This window comes from Tabrizicola sp. (genome assembly GCF_030373185.1).
Lineage (GTDB): Bacteria > Pseudomonadota > Alphaproteobacteria > Rhodobacterales > Rhodobacteraceae > Tabrizicola.
Map to the genome: position 1 here is coordinate 692,876 of NZ_JAUCZH010000001.1, position 19,728 is coordinate 712,603.

The window sequence follows — 19,728 nt, forward strand, 5'->3', positions numbered from 1 at the left end:
CTCAGCCCAGAAATATCCCGGCGACCACCAGCAAGAGACCAAGGATCGACAGGCCAAGCGCGCCCATGTTGATGGCCACGACGCGCTGCAGTTCGGCACGCATTTCGCTGTCTTCCAGCCCGGCCTTGCGCGCCCGCATGGCCCGGAACACGCAGTAGCCCAGCCCACCCACGCCGATCAGCGTAAGTCCCGCGCCAGTCCAGATCAAAGCCTGCATTATTCTCCCTCCGGGTTTTCGTTGCCGCGTCCTAGCTGCTTCGCCTGTCTGCGGCAAGGATGCCCGCGGGAGAATGGCCCCCGGCAACTCTGTGCCGATCCTGCTTGAACCCGCCCGCCGGGGCAGGGTAGGAACCGGGGCGACACAGACCTTGCATCCAGAGGACGAAGATGGCCGACGCGAACGATCCCTATGCCGTGACCGCTGACGAGCTGCGCCAGTTCATCGAACGTTTCGAACAGCTGGACTCAGAAAAAAAGGACGTGGCCGATCAGCAAAAAGAGCTGATGGCCGAAGCCAAGGGGCGCGGCTACGACACACGCGTCATGCGCAAGGTCATTGCGATGCGCAAACGCAAGCCGGATGAGTTGGCCGAAGAAGAAGCGGTGCTGGAGCTTTACAAGTCCGCCCTTGGAATGTCCTGACATCCAGCGCTCGGCGGGACAGGTTGCGGGGCCTTTCCCGCAGCCTTAGGATTCGATCACCCTGACCCCAGGCAGACGCCGGATGCGTTCGACGTCTTCCATGTAGCGGCTGGTCATGGCCGCCACAGTATCATCTGTCCAGCCCGGAAGATCTATTTCCATTTCGATCCGATCTTGCCGGGCGAACTTCTCGAGGAAAGCCGAAACGACCCGCCGACGCTGCGCCACCGACTGCGGCGGGTGGGCAGAGCAATAGGCTTTCATCCGGGCCATGCCGATGTCTGACATGATCATCGACAGCAGCTCATCGGCATCCGCCAACACCGTATCAGGCGCGTGGCCGGAGACGGCCTGCAAGACCTCGGGCCAGATCAGCGGCGTTTCCTCATCGCACCAGATGGTCAGGGAAACACCGGGGTTCTGGGCCAGAATCTGCTGTACCGCATCCGACCAGCGCAGATAAAGCGGGTCCATCTTGCGAAGGATGTCATCGGATCCCTTCGCGTTCACCTTTGACTGCAAGGCGGGCAGAAAGGTGGCGGGGTTGCGGATGGCCATGTGAAACTCAGCCTCGATCCCGGGGAATATCCGGGTGAAGGCGCGGATCCGTTCGCCCGCGAAGACATAAAGCGACCCGCGCACCGCCCATGCGGGAAAGGACAGGAAACTGTCCCACGACAGGATCAACCGTTCGGCATGGTCCCCGTCCATGATCTGTTCAAGGATCATGGCCTGAGTTTCTTCGGACGCGTCCTGTCCGCGCAACTGAACAGCGGTATCACGCATCAACTTGCGGTAGCGGGTCGGGGACGGCACCATGATGCCCTGATCGGCCAGGATCGCGCGGTTCTTCAAAAGGCAGCGGACCAGCCTGTCTTCATCGGTGCAATGAGCGCCAAGGTGGTAGACGATACGCATTGGGCCTGTCTTCACTTCGCCCAACCGGGGCCGCCTTCTTGTCGAGACTATACGGGCTTTTGTGGACAGTTAAACCGCTTTCCTGTAAGCCGTCCCGCGATGACCGAGCATTTCAGTCAAGTTGCCGAAAAAGCACCGCGCAGACGGCTGGACCTCTGGACGCCGGGGGCGATTTTCGTGGCCGCAATCGTGCTTGCGCCGATTGCCTCGATCATCTGGATCGCCTTCAATCCGGTGGAAAACATCTGGCCGCATCTGATGGCCACGGTATTGCCGCGCTATCTTCTGACGACCATCCTGCTGATGCTCGGTGTGGCTGTGCTGACGGCGGCAATGGGGACTGGGGCGGCATGGCTGGTCAGCCAATACCGCTTTCCGGGGCGCGACTGGCTGGCCTGGGCGCTCCTTTTTCCGCTGGCGATCCCGGCCTATGTCGGGGCCTATGCGCTGGTCGATTTTCTGGATTACGCCGGGCCGCTGCAATCTGCGTTGCGGGGGGCCTTTGGCTGGGCCTCGGCGCGCGACTACTGGTTTCCGCAGACCCGGTCGCTTTGGGCGGCGGTTCTGGTGCTGTCTCTGGCGCTTTATCCATATGTCTATCTTCTGGCCCGCGCGGCGTACCGCGAACAATCGGGTTGCACCTATGAGGTCGCCCGTGCGCTTGGCTGCGGGCCTTGGGCGCTGTTTTTGCGCGTTGGGCTGCCACTGGCCCGCCCGGCAATCGCCGCCGGAGTGGCGCTTGCCTTGATGGAAACCGTAGCCGACTACGGCACCGTGCATCATTTCGGGGTGCAAACCCTGACAACGGGAATCTTTTCAACCTGGCTGAACGGCGGCAACGCGGGGGGTGCTGCACAGATTGCCGGGGTGGTGTTGCTGCTGATCCTGCTTTTGGTCGGGCTGGAGCGGGCAGGGCGTGGCGGTGCGCGCTTTCATCGCCTTGGCCGCAGCGCCCGCCCGATTGCGCCGCAGGCCATTGCCGGTCCGCGCCGCTGGCTTGCGACGGGGTTCTGCCTCTTGCCCTTTGCAGGCGGCTTCCTGTTGCCGGTCGGGGTGATGCTGGCCCATAGCCTTGGCGCGCCAGAGGGCTGGCTTGCGCCGGGGCTGACCAAGGCCTTGGTAAACACGCTTGTTGTGGCGGGGGTTGCGTCGCTTGCCACTGTGGGGGCCGCGCTGTTTCTGGTATACGCGCTGCGGCTTTCTGGCAGCCGGGTAGTGCGCTGGGTACTTCCGCTGACGCTGATCGGCTATGCCGCGCCGGGGGCAGTGCTGGCGCTGGGGCTGCTGTTTCCCTTGGCGGCGCTTGATCACCGGCTGGCCGATGCGGTGTTGGCGGTCACAGGTCATGACCCCGGGCTATTGATCACCGGAACCGCCTTTGCCCTTGGGCTGGCCTATCTTGTGCGCTTTTTCGGGATCGCGCAGGGGGCGCTTGATGCAGCCTTCGGGCGGGTTTCCCCATCCCTTCCCATGGCCGCGCGGTCCTTGGGGCGGACGGCGGGGGGGGCCTTGGGTTCAGTCTATCTGCCCCTGATGCGGGGATCTGTGCTGACCGCGCTCCTGGTCGTCTTCGTGGATTGCGTGAAGGAACTGCCCGCAACACTTCTGTTGCGCCCGTTCAACTACAACACCCTGTCCACCCGCGTGTTCGAGCTTGCCAGCCTTGAGCGTCTGTCCGAAGCCGCCCCTGCGGCCCTGATGGTGATGGCGGTTGGTCTGGTGGCGGTTGCAATCGTCGCACGGGGCCAACGCGAACCGGGCCAGCGCGAACCGGGCCAGCGCGACTGAACCGGCGACCCAACGGGGGTCTTGCGCGCCGAATGGGCTGCGGTTATCTGGAAGCCAGCGCCCCTATAGCTCAGCTGGTAGAGCATCTGATTTGTAATCAGAGGGTCGGGAGTTCGAGTCTCTCTGGGGGCACCACATCCACTTTTGAAACGCCAGTAAATCAACGATAACAGGACGTTATTCGCCTTCTGGGTCCACAATCGGGTCCACAGGAGGTCCACAAATGGGCGTGTCGTTGACGTTGAAGCACATCAAGGACTTGGGTCTAGGTCGGTTCGAGTATCGGCGGCGTGTACCCGAAGCTGCAAAGGGCTTCATGGGGAAAGACGAATTCAAGCGCATCTTCTCTGCCACATCACCTGCGGCACTTGCCCGCGAACATGCCCGCATTGAAGCAGAGTTCGACCGCGCCTTGGTACAGGCCAAAAGGGGCCATGAAGTGCCCTCTACTTCTACGCCTCGGGAAATCTGGGAGGCAGCCCTGATAGAGGCCAAGCGGCTCACTGAGGGGACGATAGGGCTTGATGAGGAGGAGGCAGGTGCCATCGTCGCTGACATGCTGGAGGAAAGCGGCAAGTCCTCTACGGTGCTGGCCATGGCATTGAGAGACCCGCACAACCTTTCCGAGGACAACCCCCTTCCCTGTCGCACCCTTGAAGATGCGCGGAACCTCTACATCAAAGAGAAGCTGGGAGGGGGCAGGGCGCTGAGCATCGTGAGGGCTTGGCTCGTGTCGAAAGGGTGATGCATAGGGTGGTTGAGGCTCTGGGCAACGATGCCCGGACGCGGCCTTTGGATAGGCTGAAGCGCGAGGATGGCAGACAGAAGGCGTTGGCCACAGCTATGGCACCGGGTATCCTCTGGAGGTCTTGGCGAAGTTCACATGGCTCAGTTCCCAGTGAAAATTATGCGCCTAACCGGCTCAGTTCCGGGTGAAAATCAACACATCCTCTTCAGTCAGTCCCTTAAAGCCCTTCGTGGAGTTGCTCGACATGAGGTCGCGCGTGCTTTCCACAAAACGCTGATGCAGCCTCGGGTCGCTGAAGAGGAAGCGGGAGAAGGTGTCCGCGTCATAGACCCCGAGTGGGGCCAAGCGTTGCAGCACGGCGGTCGCCACCCCATCGCTAGGCAACTCGTTGATGTCTGGACAATCAAGGCGCTGCCAGTCATGGGCTTTGGCAGTCGCTGCTTGCAGCGGCTCGTCAATTCGTGTCCCATTCGAGCAGCCACTGCTTGGGACCGCAATCATATGACACTCAAATATGCGCAACGGATGGCGAAGGTTCAGCCATCGGCCATCGGCGAGTTGCTTGCCTTGGGTGCCGATCCCTCGATCATTTCCTTTGGCGGCGGCTATCCGGACGCGACATTGTTCCCCGCCGAACAGCTGGACGCCGTGTTCCATCAGATCATCCGCCAGCCCGGCGGGGCAGCGATGCAATATGCCCCGTCGAATGGGCTGCCGCGCCTGCGCGACCAGATTGCCGGGCTGATGACGGCAGACGGCATGGCCTGCACCGGCGACGATGTCCTGATCTTGCAGGGATCGCAGCAGGGTCTCGACTTCGCAGCGCGGATGTTGATCGATCCCGGCGACGTCATCGTCACTGAAGACCCAACCTTTCTGGGCGCGCTGATCGCCTTCGAGCCCAGCCAGCCAGACTATGCAGTTGTTCCTGTCGATGCCGAGGGAATGCAGACCGAGGTTCTGGGGCAGATCCTTGCGGCCAATCCCAGGGCTAGACTGATCTACACTGTGCCGGACTTTCAGAACCCGACCGGCGTGACTCTGTCGCTAGCGCGGCGCAAGCAGTTGATCGCACTGGCAAACCAGTATGACCTGATCGTGCTGGAGGATACGCCTTATCGCCATATTCGGTTTCAGGGCCAGAGCCAGCCCACGCTAAAATCACTGGACACCGAGGGTCGTGTCATCCATCTGGGCAGCTTTTCCAAAGTCCTCGTGCCGGGTCTGCGCATCGGCTGGGCGGTGGCCAACCCGGATCTGCTGGCGCGGATGGGGTGTCTGAAGGTTGCGGCGGATACCCAGACCTCGACGCTGAACATGGCCGCGGCAAGCCTGTTTCTGGATCGCTATGACCTTGCCGCCCATATCGCCACCTTGCGCGCGGCCTATGCCCGCAAGAAAGAAGCAATGCTGGACGCGATCCGCCAGCATTTCCCGCAAGACATCACCGCCACCGATCCTGAAGGCGGGCTGTTCACCTGGCTCACCTTTGCCGAAGGCTTTGACGCCACGGCCTTCATGCGGGATGTGGCTTTGCCGCAGGCGCGCGTGGCCTATGTGCCGGGAGCGACATTCTTTCCGCTGACCCCGCGCGCCAATCATGCCCGCCTGAACTTCTCGGCCCCGTCGATAGTCATGATCCAGACCGGGATCGCGGCCCTTGGCAAGGCCCTGCATGCCAACACTTCCCTCTGACCCCCGAGGCCCCATGCCTGTCATCCTTCAAGCCTCGCCCACCTGTGATCTGACAGAAGCCGAGATAACCCGCTGGAGGGCCATTCCAACGGCGGTGGCCGTCGATCTCGTCCGGGAGATGGGGCAGATCGACCCCGCAATCCGCCCGCTGCGGCCGGCCGGGCTGCAACCACGGCTCTTCGGTCAGGCCGTGACCGTCCGCTGCGAGGCGCCGGATTTCGGCGCCGTCCTGCAGGCATTGGATGTGATCCAGCGGGGTCAGGTTCTGGTGATCGATGCGGGCGGCTACCGCGATGCAGCGATGATCGGCGACATTCTGTCGGGGCATCTGCGTGCAAGGGGCGTTGCGGGCGTAGTCTGTGACGGGGCAGTGCGCGACACCGGAACCTTGGGCGGCTGGGATGATTTCGCCGTCTATTCGCGCTGGATCAATCCACGCGGCCCCAGCGGTGCCGAGCGGGGCGCCGTCAACCTACCGGTCGAGATCGGTGGGGCCAGCATCGCGCCCGGCGATCTGATCATCGGCGATGATGACGGTCTGGTGTCTCTTACCCCACAAAACGTCCGAGCCCTCATCGCAGATGCAGAGGCAAAACTCGTCCTGGAATCAGACTGGACCCATGCTTTCGCCGCAGGGAAAACGGCGGTCGAAGTCTTTGGCCTTGCTCCGGCCGAGCGGAAATGAAGCTTTCGTGCAGTCTTCAGATTTCGACAGCCGACGCCCTTCGCTTTCGGACCCTGGGCCTGTCCGGGAATGCGGCCAAGCCACCGGCTTTTCCATCGGCCATGAAGGCTTGGTCCCAGCAGTCGGCGTTGTTGCACAACTCTGACCGTTGAGGATTCACATCGCGAATCCATGCGTGCCACCCGGCACTATGGCAGAGCCTTCTGGAAGCGATGGACGGGATACCACGTCCGAAGCCGGATCGAGGCGAAGATGCGGTGCCTCAAGGCCTTCGGTGAACGCATCGCGGCAAGAGACCCCGACCGCCAGACCGCCGAAATCCAGATCCGCGTCGCACTGATGAACCGCTTCTCGGCCCTCGCAACAGCCGAGATCATTCGAGTGGCGTGATGCCGACAGGGGAAGGGGCAATCATGCCTCAGGCGGGCGTTAAGCAACAACGCCGATTCACTGTCATCTTTCTGTGGATAAGAGCATGGGCCGCCCCGTAGTATGTTATGTTCGCAACACGCAACCTTTTGCGGCGCCTCGTGCGCCATCGGGGGCTTGGTGACTTGCCGGGTGCGTCTGCTAACGCCGTTCGACCACGCCAAAAAAACTGAGAGCCGTCTCCATGTCAGCGCGCAACTTTGCCTCGCTGCCGTTGAAGCCCTTGCACAGCATGTCGAAACGTTTGCGCAGGGCCTTCTTCTCTTCGCCCTTGCAGTCATTCCATGGCCGCCCTTGAAGCCCCATGACCAGCACATAATAGCCGATGAAATGCGGACGCGTTCCGGCAGAGAGCAGGCGGCGATAGGCCTCGTCGGGACCAAGCGCGCGGATTTCCTCGGCCGTCGTGATTCCGGCCCGCGCAAATGAATTTTCGGAGGCCGGACCAAGGTTGGGAATCGAAGAGACGGGACTGATCATCCGATACGGCCTGACGAAGAAATGGCTCTGAAACCACAGCGGCCGCACGACACGCGGCCCGGAAACTGGAAGGCCAGCCTCGCGGCTGGCCGGGGTGTTGTCAACGTTGGAGGCAGTTCATGGTGACGCCCAGTCTCAGATCGATGCCCAGCCTCAGATCGATGCCCAGTCTCGGAAGATCGGTTGACCGGCCTGCTGGGGCGCTATGCTCGCCTCTTGGGCCTGCTGCTGCCGGGCATCCTGGCCCTGGCCCTGCTGTTGCTGAGGTTGACCGAAAGGCGGTTGCCCAGTGCTGCCGCCTTGTTGCGGCTGGGCGATTGTTCTGGCCATCTGACTGCTCCGTTCGCTGGCTCTTGTTAGTTTTCTTGCCAGCATATTGCGCTTGTCGACGGCCGCAACAAGCCCGGAGAATGACGATTCTGCGACGATATCGCGGGCCTGTGCGACATCGGCAACAGATCGCCGATCCAGACCGCTATTCCAGAACCAACGCCGGATAGCCGGCCTCATCCAGCGCGGCCAGCAAGGCGGGCAGGGCTGCATTGCCGTCAACCTGGACCTGTCGTGTCGAAAGATCGACACGCACAGCTCCGGCAGCCTGAACCTTGGCAAGAGCTGCTTCGACGGCGGACTTGCAGTGTCCGCAACTCATGTCGGGAATCGATAGGGTGGTCATGGCTGGCTTCCTCGGCAAATCCAACTCATTGGCCTTGCAGTCGGGCGCAAGGTCAAGGGTTGCGCGGCAGCTCCCTTCAAATCGCCTCATTTCGCACCAGCCAATGCGGGCTGGATGCTTTTGCTTTGAGAGCATGGGGTTTGGGGTTGCGGTCGCTCCAAAGCGCTTTGATTTACGCAACGGCCTAGGTTATGGGGAATATAATCGTTGGACATGGGCTATGTTTGCGGTAACATAAAAGCGGTTTGAAACGTGGCCCGATCCAGAATAGTCGTCGCTGCGCCCGATAGATGCCTTGACCGCCGCCATATGGCGCATAGGCTTTGCGAAAGAGAAGCCTTGCTGGATAAATCCGTGACAGACCTTAGCGTGACCCCCAACCTGTTGCAGGCTGACATCCTGCGCCATCTTACCTTCACCGTGGGCAAGGATGCACCACATGCCAGCGTGCATGACTGGCGCATGGCGCTTTCGCACGCGATCCGGGACCGGATTGTCGAGCCCTGGTTTAGCTCGACCCGGCGGACCTGGGCCGAAAAGCGCAAGCGCGTCTATTATCTGTCCATGGAATTCCTGATCGGTCGGATCCTTGAGGATGCAACGATCAACCTTGGACTTTACGATCAGGCGACCGAGGCGATGGCCGCCATGGGGCAGGATCTGCGCGCGGTGATCGGAGACGAACCTGACGCCGCGCTGGGGAATGGCGGCTTGGGCCGGCTGGCAGCATGTTTCATGGAATCGATGGCGACCTTGGGTTGCCCGGCCTACGGCTACGGCATCCGCTACGAACACGGTCTCTTCTGCCAGCGGTTTGAAGGTGGGCGTCAGGTCGAGACTCCGGAAAACTGGCTGGCACAGGAACATCCCTGGGAATTCGCACGGCCCGAAAGCGCCTATACCATCGGGTTCAAGGGTCATGTCGAGACGAAGGATGGCCGCGACATCTGGCATCCGGCCGAAACGGTGATCGCCGAAGCGCATGACACGCCGGTCATCGGCTGGCAGGGCAAATGGGCCAACACGCTGCGGCTTTGGGGGGCGAAATCCACCGGGCAGTTCGATCTGGAGCGTTTCAACCGGGGCGACTACACTGCGGCGGCAGAGCCGGAGACGCTGGCGCGCACGCTGTCCCGGGTGCTTTATCCCGACGACACCACCTATCAGGGTAAGGAGTTGCGTCTGAAGCAGGAGTTCTTCCTGACCTCGGCCGCCCTGCAAGACATCCTGCGTCGCTATCTGGCCAGCCATTCCGACCTCAAGGCGCTGCCGGAGCATGTGGCGATCCAGATGAACGACACGCACCCGGCGATTGCCGGACCGGAACTGATCCGTCTGTTGCAGGACGAACATGGGCTGCCCTTCGATGAAGCGTTGACCATCGCAAGGGCTTGTCTGGGGTATACCAACCACACCCTGTTGCCGGAAGCTCTTGAAAAGTGGGCGACTTTCACCTTTGGCAATGTCCTGCCGCGCCATATGCAGATCATCGAGAAGATCGACAGCTGGCACCGCCGCGCCTATCCGAACCGGCCGCATTATGTGGGGATCGTGAAGCATCAGGAAGTGCGGATGGGGGAACTTGCCTTCATCATGAGCCACAAGGTCAACGGTGTCTCGGCGCTTCATTCCGATCTGGTCAAGCAGAACCTGTTTCCTGAACTCCACCGGCTGCACCCAGGGCGGATCATCAACCAGACCAATGGGGTTACGCCCCGGCGCTGGTTGCGGATGGCGAACAAACCCTTGGCCGGTCTGATCACCGACACGATCGGCGCGGGCTGGGAGGCGGATCTGGACCGGTTGAAAGAGCTTGAGCCACATGTCGAGGATGCTGGCTTCCGCGCGGCTTTCGCGGCAGCAAAGCGCTTGAACAAGGTGGAACTGTCAAACTGGACCCGTGCAGAGATGGGGGTTCAGATCAACCCCGATGCGGTGTTCGACGTGCAGATCAAGCGGATCCACGAATACAAGCGCCAGCTTCTGAACATCCTTGAGACGATTGCCCATTGGCACAAGCTCCGGTCCAACCCCAAGGGGACTTGGGTGCCACGCGTCAAGATTTTTGGCGGGAAGGCAGCGCCGGGCTACGCCGTTGCAAAGGAAATCATTCGTCTTATCAATGATGTAGCTGAGGTCGTTAACAACGATCCGCTGACCGGAGATCTGCTGAAGATCATCTATCCGTCGAACTACAACGTGAGCATGGCCGAACGTGTGATCCCGGCAGCGGACCTGTCGGAACAGATCTCGACCGCCGGGAAAGAGGCCAGCGGCACCGGGAACATGAAGTTCATGATGAACGGCGCGCCGACAATCGGCACGCTGGACGGCGCGAATGTCGAAATATTGCAAGAAGTTGGCGCAGAAAACTTCTTCCTCTTCGGGCTGACCGCCGAAGAAGTGGCCAGGCGCCGCGAAGACGCCGATCATTCGAAAAAGGCCATAGAAGCCAGCCAACCCTTGATGGATGTGCTGCAAATGATCGCCGAGGGGCGCTTCAGCCCCGACGAGCCTGATCGCTATCACGGGCTGGTTCACCGGGTCTGGCACCACGACTATTTCCTCGTGGCCGCCGATTTTGACGCCTATCATGCGGCGCAAGGGCAGGTGGACAAGGCCTATGCCGACCCGGATCGGTGGTGGAAGATGGCGGCACTGAATACGGCACGCAGCGGGTTCTTTTCGTCCGATCGCACCATTCGCAGCTACATGGACGAGATCTGGCAGGCCACAAGCGCTTTGTGACCGGTGCATCGTGACTGGCTATCGTGACTGGCCTATCGTGACTGGCGCACTCTGACGCGCTTTCGGGGAGGAAAGCATGGCTGAGACCACACTTGACAGAGGCGCCGCCGAAGCGATTGCCGGGGGCTGGCATGGTGATCCCTTTGCGGTGCTGGGGCCGCAGAAACGCACCAAGGGTTGGGAGATCACGGCCTTTGTGCCGGGGGCGGACCGGCTTTGGGTGCTGACCGGCAAGACCGAGACAGAGGCGGTGCCATATCCCGGTATTCCGGGCCTTTTCACCCATCAGATGGCGCGCAAGGCGAACTACAAGTTTCGCGCGGAGGGTTATGGAAATACTTGGGAATTCGATGATCCCTACCGCTTTGGCCCGGTGCTGGGAGAGATGGACGAATACCTTTTGGGCGAAGGTACGCACCGGCGTCTGTGGCAGGTCATGGGCGCGCATTGCATCACGCATGAGGGGGTAGAGGGCGTCCATTTCGCCGTCTGGGCGCCCAACGCGGAACGCGTCAGCGTGGTGGGTGATTTCAACGTCTGGGACGGCCGCCGCAACCCGATGCGCAAGCGTGGCGCGACCGGCGTCTGGGAGGTGTTCATCCCCGGTCTGGGTGAGGGGACGACCTACAAATACGAGATCAAGGGTCCGCATGGCGCGGTCTTGCCGCTGAAGGCCGATCCGGTTGGTTTCGGGTCTGAACATCCGCCCGCAAATGCAAGTGTTGTAAGGACAATCGGCGGCGAATGGCATGATGGTGACTGGATGTCCCGTCGGCAGGCGCTGCATACGATTGATGCGCCGATCTCGGTCTATGAGGTGCATCTCGGCTCATGGCGGCGCGCGCCGGGCAACCGGATGCTGAGTTATGCCGAACTGGCCGAACAACTGGTGGATTACGCCGCCGACATGGGCTTCACCCATATCGAATGTCTGCCGGTCAGCGAATATCCCTTCGACGGATCATGGGGTTATCAGCCGGTCGGCATGTTCGCCCCCACGATCCGCCACGGCACGCCGACCGAATTTCGCGCCTTTGTCGATGCAGCGCACCGCAAGGGGTTGGGTGTGATCCTTGACTGGGTGCCGGGGCATTTCCCGACCGATGCGCATGGCCTTGGCAGGTTTGACGGCACGGCACTTTATGAACATCAAGACCCGCGCGAAGGGTTTCATCAAGACTGGAACACCCTGATCTACAACTACGGCCGGGTAGAGGTTAAGAACTATCTGGTCAGTAACGCCTTGTATTGGCTGGAAGAATACCACATCGACGGGTTGCGCGTCGATGCTGTCGCCAGCATGCTTTACCGCGATTACAGCCGCAAACAGGGCGAATGGATCCCGAACAAGGACGGCGGTCGCGAGAACTATGAGGCGATCGACGTTCTGCGCACCACGAACATCACCGCTTACGGCGAAGTGCCGGGGATCATGACCATTGCCGAGGAATCGACCGCCTTTCCCGGTGTCAGCCGCCCTGCAAACTGGGGTGGCCTTGGGTTTGGCTTCAAGTGGAACATGGGGTGGATGAACGACACCCTGAGCTACATGCAGAAAGACCCGCTTTACCGCAAATATCACCACCACCAGATGACCTTCGGCATGGTCTATGCGTGGTCGGAAAACTACATCCTGCCAATCAGCCATGATGAGGTGGTGCATGGCAAGGGCAGCATGCTGTCAAAGATGCCCGGCAATGCGTGGGAAAAGTTTGCCAACCTGCGGGCCTACTATGGCTTCATGTGGGCGCATCCGGGCAAGAAGCTCTTGTTCATGGGGCAGGAATTTGCCCAAGGCGCGGAATGGAACCATAACCAGAGCCTTGACTGGCATCAGCTTGATATCCTTGAACATAAGGGCATGCAGCGGCTTGTGCGCGACCTGAACCGGGTCTACCGTGAGGTGCCGGCCCTGCATGTGAATGACTGCCGACCCGAAGGCTTTGACTGGATCGAGAACAATGACGCCGACGCCGGGGTCTTTTCCTTCGTCCGCAAGGGCGGTGCGAAGGAAAAGCCCGTGGTTGCCGTGGTGAACATGACCCCGCTGGAACGTTCATACCGGCTGGGTCTGCCTGTGGCCGGAAAATGGCTGGAGATTCTGAACACCGACGCCGAGGCTTACGGCGGGGGCAACCGTGGCAATCTGGGAGGAGTGACCACGGAAAAGACGCCCTGGCATGGTCAGACGCAATCAGCGCTTGTCACCCTGCCGCCGCTGTCGGCAGTCTATCTGCAACAGGATTGACTGCGACAGGACTGACATTCTGGCGGCAGGACCGCCCATCCGGGGAGGGATGAGAATGAAACCAAGACCGAACCAGCGCCTGTCTTCTCAGGCCATGGCCTTTGTGCTTGCAGGGGGGCGCGGCAGCCGGTTGAAGGAGTTGACCGACCGGCGGGCGAAACCGGCGGTCTATTTCGGCGGCAAGACCCGGATCATCGACTTTGCTCTGTCGAATGCGGTGAATTCGGGCATCCGCAAGATGGCGATTGCGACGCAGTACAAGGCCCACAGCCTGATCCGGCACTGCCAGCGCGGCTGGAACTTCTTTCGGGCGGAACGGAACGAATACCTCGATATCCTGCCCGCGTCGCAGAGGATGGACGAGGTGAACTGGTATCGCGGCACGGCCGACGCGGTGGCGCAGAACATCGACATCATCGACAGCTACGGCATAAACTATGCGATCATCCTTGCTGGCGATCACATCTACAAGATGGACTACGAGGTGATGCTGCGCCAGCACGTCGAGGCAGGGGCGGATGTGACCATCGGCTGCCTGACCGTGGCGCGCAAAGAGGCGAGTGCCTTTGGCGTCATGCATGTCGACAAGGACATGCGGATCACCGATTTTCTGGAAAAGCCCAAGGATCCGCCGGCCATTCCGGGGGATCCCGATCATGCGCTGGCCTCGATGGGGATCTATATCTTCGACTGGGCCTTCCTGCGTGATCTGTTGCTGAAGGACATGTCGGATGACAGTTCTACCCATGATTTCGGCTTTGACCTGATCCCCTACATCGTGAAAAACGGCAAGGCCGTGGCGCACAAGTTCGCCGACAGTTGCGTGATGAGCGGTCTGGAGACCGAACCCTACTGGCGTGACGTGGGGACGATTGACGCCTTCTGGCAGGCCAATATCGACCTGACGGATTTCGTCCCCAAACTGGACCTTTACGACAGCGCCTGGCCGATCTGGACCTATGCCGAGATCGTGCCTCCGGCCAAGTTCATCCATGATGAAGACGGGCGGCGCGGGTCGGCGGTGTCGTCGCTGGTGTCGGGCGATTGCATCGTTTCCGGCTCGGCTGTGTCGAACAGCCTGTTGTTCACCGGCTGTCGGACCCATTCTTTCTCAAGCCTGGAATATGTCGTGGCCCTGCCGCAGGTGATCGTCAACCGCAAGGCGCAGTTGAGAAATTGCGTGATCGACCGGGGGGTGGTCATCCCGGAAGGGCTGGTCGTGGGCGAGGATGCCGAGGAAGATGCAAAATGGTTCCGCCGGTCGGAAGGTGGGATCGTGTTGATCACGCAAGACATGCTTGACGCGCGGGCGCGGGCATTGTCCTGAAGGCGCGCGGGCGGAGACGCCCGGGGGGTTTCACACCCCCCGGACCCCCTGTGGAGTATTTTTAAAAAGAGCAGGACGGGGAGCGGTGGGTCATGGGCGGTCGGGTGCTTTCGGTGGCGTCGGAATGTGTGCCACTGGTCAAGACGGGCGGGCTGGCCGATGTGGTCGGTGCATTGCCAGCAGCTTTGGCGGCTGTGGGCTGGGAGATGCGGGTGTTGTTGCCTTGCTATCGGTCGCTTCGGTCGCTGGTCGGGGGGTGGCCGGTCGTCTGGGAAGAAGCTGACCTGTGGGGCGGCCCGGGGCGCGTCTTGTCAGGCGAAGTTGCCGGCGTACAGGTGCTGCTTCTGGATGCACCCCATCTTTACGACCGGGAGGGTGGCCCATATTCCGGCCCGAATGGCGAACATCCTGACAATGCGGTGCGGTTTGCCGCGCTCAGTTGGACCGCTGCACGGATTGCGCGCGAGGGGCTGGACGGCTGGAAGCCGGATGTCCTGCATGCGCATGATTGGCAGGCTGGGCTGGCGCCCGCCTATCTGGCCTATCACGGCTCGGGCGGGGTGAAGTCTGTCCTGACCATCCACAACATCGCGTTTCAGGGCTGGGCGCCGGCGCACATGCTGGGGGTGCTGCGCTTGCCAGGTCACGCCTGGCACCCCGAGGCTTTGGAGTATTACGGCGGGATATCGACCCTCAAGGCCGGGCTGGTGACGGCGGACTGGATCACCACAGTGTCGCCTACCTATGCGGCGGAATTGATGCGGCCGGAATTCGGGATGGGTCTGGAAGGTGTCATCGCAGCACGGGGGGCGTCAGTTTCGGGGATCCTGAACGGGGTGGATACCGCAGTCTGGAACCCCGGTGCCGAAGATCCGCCTTTTGATCGCAAGTCCTTGGCAGGCAAAGCCGCCGCCCGGGCCGGTCTTTGCGCAGAGTTCGGGCTGGAGGTGCCGGGGCCGCTTGCCATTGTCGTCAGCCGGCTGACGGACCAGAAGGGGATCGACCTGTTGCCCGCCGTGATCCCCGATTTCGTTCTGGGGGGCGGGGGGCTGATTGTTCTGGGCTCGGGCGATCCGGGGCTGGAGGGCGCAGTGCGCAAGCTGGCGGCGCGGTTCCCGGGGCGCGTGGGGGTGCGGATCGGCTATGACGAGGCGATGAGCCATCGGCTTTTTGCCGGCGCGGATGTGGTTCTCGTGCCAAGCCGGTTCGAGCCCTGCGGCCTGACGCAGATGTACGGCTTGCGCTATGGCACGCTGCCGGTGGTTTCGCTGGTGGGCGGGTTGGCGGATACGGTGATCGGGGCGTCTCCGGCCACGTTGGCGGCTGGGGTGGCGACAGGGGTGACGTTCCATCCGGTTGACGCGCTTGGCTTCGGGCAGGCGCTGGCGCAGGTTCTGGCGCTGCATGCCCAGCCGAAGCTCTGGGCGAAACTGCGGTCCAACGCCATGGCGCATCCCGTTGGTTGGGAGACCAGCGCCGCCGCCTATGCCGGGCTATACGAAAGACTTTGCGCGTGACACCCCAATCCACCCATTTGCCCGCCCGGCTTTCGGGCCATGCGGTTGGCCCCGGGCGGCCCTGGCCGATGGGGTCAAGTTTTACCGGGGACGGGGTGAATTTCGCTGTCTTTTCGGCCCATGCCGAACGGATGGAGCTTTGCCTGTTCACCGCCGACGGGCGCAAGGAAATGGCGCGGTTGCCGATCATCGAACGCGACGGCGATATCTGGCATATCCATGTAGGTGGTCTGACCCTCGGCACGGTCTACGGCTTTCGCGCCCATGGGCCTTATTCGCCCGAACAGGGTCACCGGTTCAACCCCAACAAGCTGCTGCTGGACCCCTACGCCCGCGCCCTTGAAGGGCGGCTGAAATGGTCGGACGCGCTGATGGGCTACAAGATCGGCTCACCCCGCGGGGATCTTAGCTTTGACACCCGCGACAGTGCCTTTGCGGTGCCGAAAGCGGTGGTGACAGACCCCTCGTTCAGTTGGGGAAATGATACCGCCCCGCGCACGCCGCGCGTCGATACGGTGATCTATGAGGCGCATGTCAAATCGCTGACCGCGCTGCATCCGGGGGTGGAGAAGGGGCTGCGTGGTACTTATCTGGGTCTGTGTTCGGATCAGGTGATCGACCATCTGCTGAAATTGGGGATCACCGCGATCGAGCTTTTGCCGGTGCAGGCCTTCATCGACGACCGGTTTCTGGTGGCCAAGGGCTTGCGCAACCATTGGGGTTACAACACCCTTGCCTTCTTCGCGCCCGAACCCCGCTACATGTCTAAAGGCGCGCTGTGGGAGTTTCAGACCATGATCCGCCGGTTCCATTCCGCCGGGATCGAGGTCATTCTGGATGTGGTCTACAACCATACCGCTGAGGGCGATGAATGGGGGCCGACGCTGGCGTTCCGCGGCCTCGACAATGCCAGCTACTACCGCTTGGCGGGGGGCGGGCGGCATTATGTGAACGACACCGGCACCGGCAATACGCTCAACCTGACACATCCGATGGTGCTGCGGATGGTGATGGATTCGCTGCGGTATTGGGTTGAAGTGGCGCATGTCGATGGCTTCCGCTTTGACCTTGGCACCGTTCTGGGCCGCGAGGCGCATGGCTTTGACCCCAACGGCGGCTTCTTCGATGTGGTCCGGCAAGACCCGACCCTGAGCCGCGTCAAGCTGATCGCGGAACCTTGGGACATCGGCCCCGGCGGGTATCAGCTTGGCGCCTATCCGCACCCGTTCCACGAATGGAACGACAAGTTCCGCGATGGGGTGCGGCGGTTCTGGAAGGGCGATGCAGGCATGACGCGCGATCTTGCTGCGCGGGTTCTGGGCAGCGCGGACCGGTTTGACCATTCTGGCCGGGCGGCGACGTCTTCGGTCAACTTCATCACCAGCCATGACGGCTTCACGCTGGAAGATCTGGTCAGCTTCACCATCAAGCGCAACTTCGCCAATGGCGAGGATAACCGCGATGGCCACCACGAAAACCACTCGGACAATCTGGGGGCAGAGGGGCCGACAAAGGATGCCAAGGTGCTGGCGGCGCGGGGTTTGCGCAAGCGCAACCTTCTGGCGACGCTGATGCTGGCCCAAGGCGTGCCGATGCTTCTGGCGGGCGATGAAATCGGCCACACGCAGGGCGGAAACAACAACGCCTATGCGCAGGACAATGAGACAAGCTGGATCGACTGGTCGAAGGCCGATGCGGGCCTTGTGGCCTTTGTTGCGCGCCTGTCAGCCCTGCGGCAGGCGCTGCCCGTGCTGCGCCAGCGTCGGTTCCTCCACGCCCGGCAGCGCCCCTCGGACGGGGTGCCGGATGTGATCTGGCGGCGGGCGGATGGCACGGTGCCGCAATCGGAAGAATGGCATGACCCGTCGTTCCGCTGTCTTTGCGTCGAATTGCGGATGGCGGCCGAAGGCGGTGAACCGAACCCCGAAGCCGTGTTTGCCGTGTTCAACACCGGCCCGGCAGCACCTCTGCATCTGCCCGATACCGCGCCGGGATGGGAGCTGCTGCTGGATACCACGCGCCCTGACCATACCCCGGATGGCAAGCACGCCCGGGCCTTTGCCGAGGCACCTGCGCAATCGGTTCTGCTGTTCCGGTCATTTTCCGGCAAGCCCAAGGGAGAGAAGTCATGACTCAGGTCACCACCGTCGCGACGGCACCGATCGCCGGACAAAAGCCGGGGACAAGCGGGCTGCGCAAGAAGACCGCCGTCTTCATGGGGCGGCACTATCTGGAGAATTTCGTCCAGTCGATCTTCGATGTAGTCGGGTGCCGGGACGCGCAGGGGCAGGGCAAGACCTTTGTCCTTGGCGGCGACGGGCGCTATTTCAACGACCGTGCGGCGCAGGTGATCTTGCGGATGGCGGCGGCGAATGGGGCGGCACGGGTGATCGTGGGGCAGGGGGCGATCCTGTCCACGCCCGCTGCCTCGCACCTTATCCGGCTGAACCAGACCGATGGCGGGCTGATCATGTCGGCCAGCCACAACCCCGGCGGCCCGAATGAGGATTTCGGGGTCAAGTTCAACATGCCCAATGGCGGCCCCGCCCCCGAAAGCGTGACCGAGGCGATGTATCAGCGCACGTCCACACTCACCCAATACCACATCCTTGAAGCGCAGGACGTGGACCTTGCGGCCATCGGGCGGCACCAGCTTGGGCCGATGGTGGTGGATGTGGTCGATCCGGTGGCCAACTATGCCGACCTGATGCAAAGCCTGTTCGATTTCCCGGCCCTGCGCGCGATGTTTGCCAGCGGATTCACCATGCGGATGGATTCGATGTGTGCCGTGACCGGGCCTTACGCGGTCGAAATCCTTGAAAACCGGCTGGGTGCTTCGAAAGGCACCTGTGTCAACGCCACACCCTTGCCCGATTTTGGCGGCATGCACCCCGACCCGAACCCGACCTGGGCCAAGGCGCTGATGGATGAGATGTTCTCAGGGGCCGCCCCCGATTTTGGCGCGGCCTCCGACGGGGACGGCGACCGCAACATGGTGGTTGGACGCGGGGTCTATGTCTCGCCCTCCGACAGCCTTGCCGTGCTGGCGGCGAACGCGCACCTCGCGCCGGGCTACAAGGCGGGATTGAAGGGCGTAGCGCGGTCGATGCCAACGAGTGCGGCGGCTGACCGGGTAGCCGATGCACTTGGGATCGGTAAGTATGAAACACCGACGGGGTGGAAGTTCTTCGGCAACCTTCTGGACGCCGGAAAGGCCTCGATCTGCGGCGAGGAGAGCTTTGGCACCGGGTCTGACCATGTGCGCGAAAAGGACGGGCTTTGGGCGGTCCTTTTGTGGCTGAACATTCTGGCCATGCGCAAGCAGTCGGTGGCCGATATCCTGAAGGAACATTGGGCAGCTTACGGGCGGAACTACTATAGCCGCCACGATTTCGAGGCGATCGAGGTGGCAAAGGCCGACGCGCTGTTTGCCGCATTGCGTGGCAGCCTTGCCACCCTGCCGGGGCGGCAGGTCGAAGGGATGACCGTCAGTGCGGCTGATGACTTCGCCTATACCGATCCGGTGGATGGGTCGGTCAGCACTGGTCAGGGCGTGCGGGTGATGTTCGAGGATGGAAGCCGCATCGTCTATCGACTGTCGGGAACGGGAACCGAGGGGGCGACGCTGCGGGTCTATCTGGAACGCTATGCTGCGGGACCGGCGGGCCTTGATCTGGACGCGCAGGAGGCGCTGGCCCCGGTGATCCGTGCAGCTCATACGTTGGCAGGGATTGCGGACTTTACCGGCAGAACCGCGCCTGATGTGGTGACCTGAGGCGTTTTGCGCCCGCACGATGTCGCGGATTGACCAGACTGGCACACCGTTT

General features: G+C 61.9%; 16 protein-coding genes, 1 tRNA gene and 1 pseudogene. 13 read left to right on the top strand and 5 right to left on the bottom strand.

Going from position 1 to position 19,728, the window contains the following annotated elements; genetic code table 11:
- Position 1 precedes the first annotated feature (1 nt).
- Positions 2 to 217 carry a hypothetical protein gene (locus tag QUV21_RS03375; RefSeq protein WP_300853130.1) on the bottom strand — a complete coding sequence of 72 codons (216 nt, stop codon included), beginning with the start codon at positions 215 to 217 and terminating at the stop codon, positions 2 to 4.
- Positions 218 to 387: 170 nt separating this feature from the next.
- Between QUV21_RS03375 and QUV21_RS03380 the strand changes: the two genes are divergently transcribed.
- A complete protein-coding gene (locus tag QUV21_RS03380) occupies positions 388 to 642 on the top strand; it encodes a DUF2312 domain-containing protein (RefSeq protein ID WP_300853131.1) in 255 nt (84 codons plus the stop codon).
- Between the two features lie 45 nt (positions 643 to 687).
- On the opposite strand, the gene QUV21_RS03385 is transcribed toward QUV21_RS03380, so the two are convergent.
- Positions 688 to 1,560: a hypothetical protein gene (locus tag QUV21_RS03385; RefSeq protein WP_300853132.1), complete on the bottom strand. Its 873-nt coding sequence runs from the start codon at positions 1,558 to 1,560 to the stop codon at positions 688 to 690.
- A gap of 99 nt (positions 1,561 to 1,659) precedes the next feature.
- Between QUV21_RS03385 and QUV21_RS03390 the strand changes: the two genes are divergently transcribed.
- The 3 genes from QUV21_RS03390 to QUV21_RS03400 all read left to right on the top strand — a co-directional run bounded on the left by QUV21_RS03390 (position 1,660) and on the right by QUV21_RS03400 (position 4,093).
- On the top strand, positions 1,660 to 3,348 hold the full coding sequence (locus tag QUV21_RS03390) for an iron ABC transporter permease (RefSeq protein ID WP_300853133.1): 1,689 nt from the start codon (positions 1,660 to 1,662) through the stop codon (positions 3,346 to 3,348).
- A 59-nt stretch (positions 3,349 to 3,407) separates the two neighbouring features.
- Positions 3,408 to 3,483: transfer RNA gene (locus tag QUV21_RS03395), tRNA-Thr, on the top strand.
- An 88-nt stretch (positions 3,484 to 3,571) separates the two neighbouring features.
- Positions 3,572 to 4,093 carry a hypothetical protein gene (locus tag QUV21_RS03400; protein WP_300853134.1) on the top strand — a complete coding sequence of 174 codons (522 nt, stop codon included), beginning with the start codon at positions 3,572 to 3,574 and terminating at the stop codon, positions 4,091 to 4,093.
- A gap of 177 nt (positions 4,094 to 4,270) precedes the next feature.
- On the opposite strand, the gene QUV21_RS03405 is transcribed toward QUV21_RS03400, so the two are convergent.
- Complete coding sequence (locus tag QUV21_RS03405; protein ID WP_300853135.1) at positions 4,271 to 4,597, bottom strand: hypothetical protein; 327 nt, start codon at positions 4,595 to 4,597, stop codon at positions 4,271 to 4,273.
- Between QUV21_RS03405 and QUV21_RS03410 the strand changes: the two genes are divergently transcribed.
- From QUV21_RS03410 to QUV21_RS03420, 3 genes and pseudogenes are all read left to right on the top strand, one after another.
- The gene (locus QUV21_RS03410) at positions 4,598 to 5,791 is read left to right on the top strand and encodes a PLP-dependent aminotransferase family protein (protein ID WP_300853136.1); all 1,194 of its coding nucleotides are present in this window, start codon (positions 4,598 to 4,600) and stop codon (positions 5,789 to 5,791) included.
- A 13-nt stretch (positions 5,792 to 5,804) separates the two neighbouring features.
- Positions 5,805 to 6,476 (top strand): RraA family protein, encoded by a 672-nt coding sequence (locus tag QUV21_RS03415; RefSeq protein WP_300853137.1) that lies wholly within the window; start codon positions 5,805 to 5,807, stop codon positions 6,474 to 6,476.
- 165 nt (positions 6,477 to 6,641) lie between these two features.
- Positions 6,642 to 6,866, top strand: a pseudogene (locus tag QUV21_RS03420) (IS5/IS1182 family transposase); the annotation flags it as partial.
- A gap of 180 nt (positions 6,867 to 7,046) precedes the next feature.
- Here the strand turns inward: QUV21_RS03420 and QUV21_RS03425 are convergent.
- A complete protein-coding gene (locus tag QUV21_RS03425; protein ID WP_300853138.1) occupies positions 7,047 to 7,385 on the bottom strand; it encodes a TfoX/Sxy family protein in 339 nt (112 codons plus the stop codon).
- Between the two features lie 475 nt (positions 7,386 to 7,860).
- Positions 7,861 to 8,061: a cation transporter gene (locus tag QUV21_RS03430; RefSeq protein WP_300853139.1), complete on the bottom strand. Its 201-nt coding sequence runs from the start codon at positions 8,059 to 8,061 to the stop codon at positions 7,861 to 7,863.
- A 309-nt stretch (positions 8,062 to 8,370) separates the two neighbouring features.
- Here QUV21_RS03430 and QUV21_RS03435 point away from each other — a divergent pair, with 309 nt between their 5' ends.
- The 6 genes from QUV21_RS03435 to QUV21_RS03460 all read left to right on the top strand — a co-directional run bounded on the left by QUV21_RS03435 (position 8,371) and on the right by QUV21_RS03460 (position 19,676).
- Positions 8,371 to 10,809, top strand: coding sequence for a glycogen/starch/alpha-glucan phosphorylase (locus QUV21_RS03435; protein ID WP_300853140.1), 2,439 nt, complete (start codon positions 8,371 to 8,373; stop codon positions 10,807 to 10,809).
- A gap of 76 nt (positions 10,810 to 10,885) precedes the next feature.
- Positions 10,886 to 13,057, top strand: a complete 2,172-nt coding sequence (gene glgB / locus QUV21_RS03440) for a 1,4-alpha-glucan branching protein GlgB (RefSeq protein ID WP_300853141.1) — start codon at positions 10,886 to 10,888, stop codon at positions 13,055 to 13,057.
- A 55-nt stretch (positions 13,058 to 13,112) separates the two neighbouring features.
- Positions 13,113 to 14,384 carry a glucose-1-phosphate adenylyltransferase gene (glgC, locus tag QUV21_RS03445; protein ID WP_300853142.1) on the top strand — a complete coding sequence of 424 codons (1,272 nt, stop codon included), beginning with the start codon at positions 13,113 to 13,115 and terminating at the stop codon, positions 14,382 to 14,384.
- A 92-nt stretch (positions 14,385 to 14,476) separates the two neighbouring features.
- A complete protein-coding gene (gene glgA / locus QUV21_RS03450) occupies positions 14,477 to 15,901 on the top strand; it encodes a glycogen synthase GlgA (RefSeq protein ID WP_300853143.1) in 1,425 nt (474 codons plus the stop codon).
- Complete coding sequence (gene glgX / locus QUV21_RS03455) at positions 15,898 to 18,033, top strand: glycogen debranching protein GlgX (protein WP_300853144.1); 2,136 nt, start codon at positions 15,898 to 15,900, stop codon at positions 18,031 to 18,033. The genes glgA and glgX overlap by 4 nt, the downstream gene beginning before the upstream one ends.
- The gene (locus tag QUV21_RS03460) at positions 18,030 to 19,676 is read left to right on the top strand and encodes an alpha-D-glucose phosphate-specific phosphoglucomutase (protein ID WP_300853145.1); all 1,647 of its coding nucleotides are present in this window, start codon (positions 18,030 to 18,032) and stop codon (positions 19,674 to 19,676) included. Before glgX ends, QUV21_RS03460 begins: the two co-directional genes overlap by 4 nt.
- Positions 19,677 to 19,728: the final 52 nt, after the last annotated feature.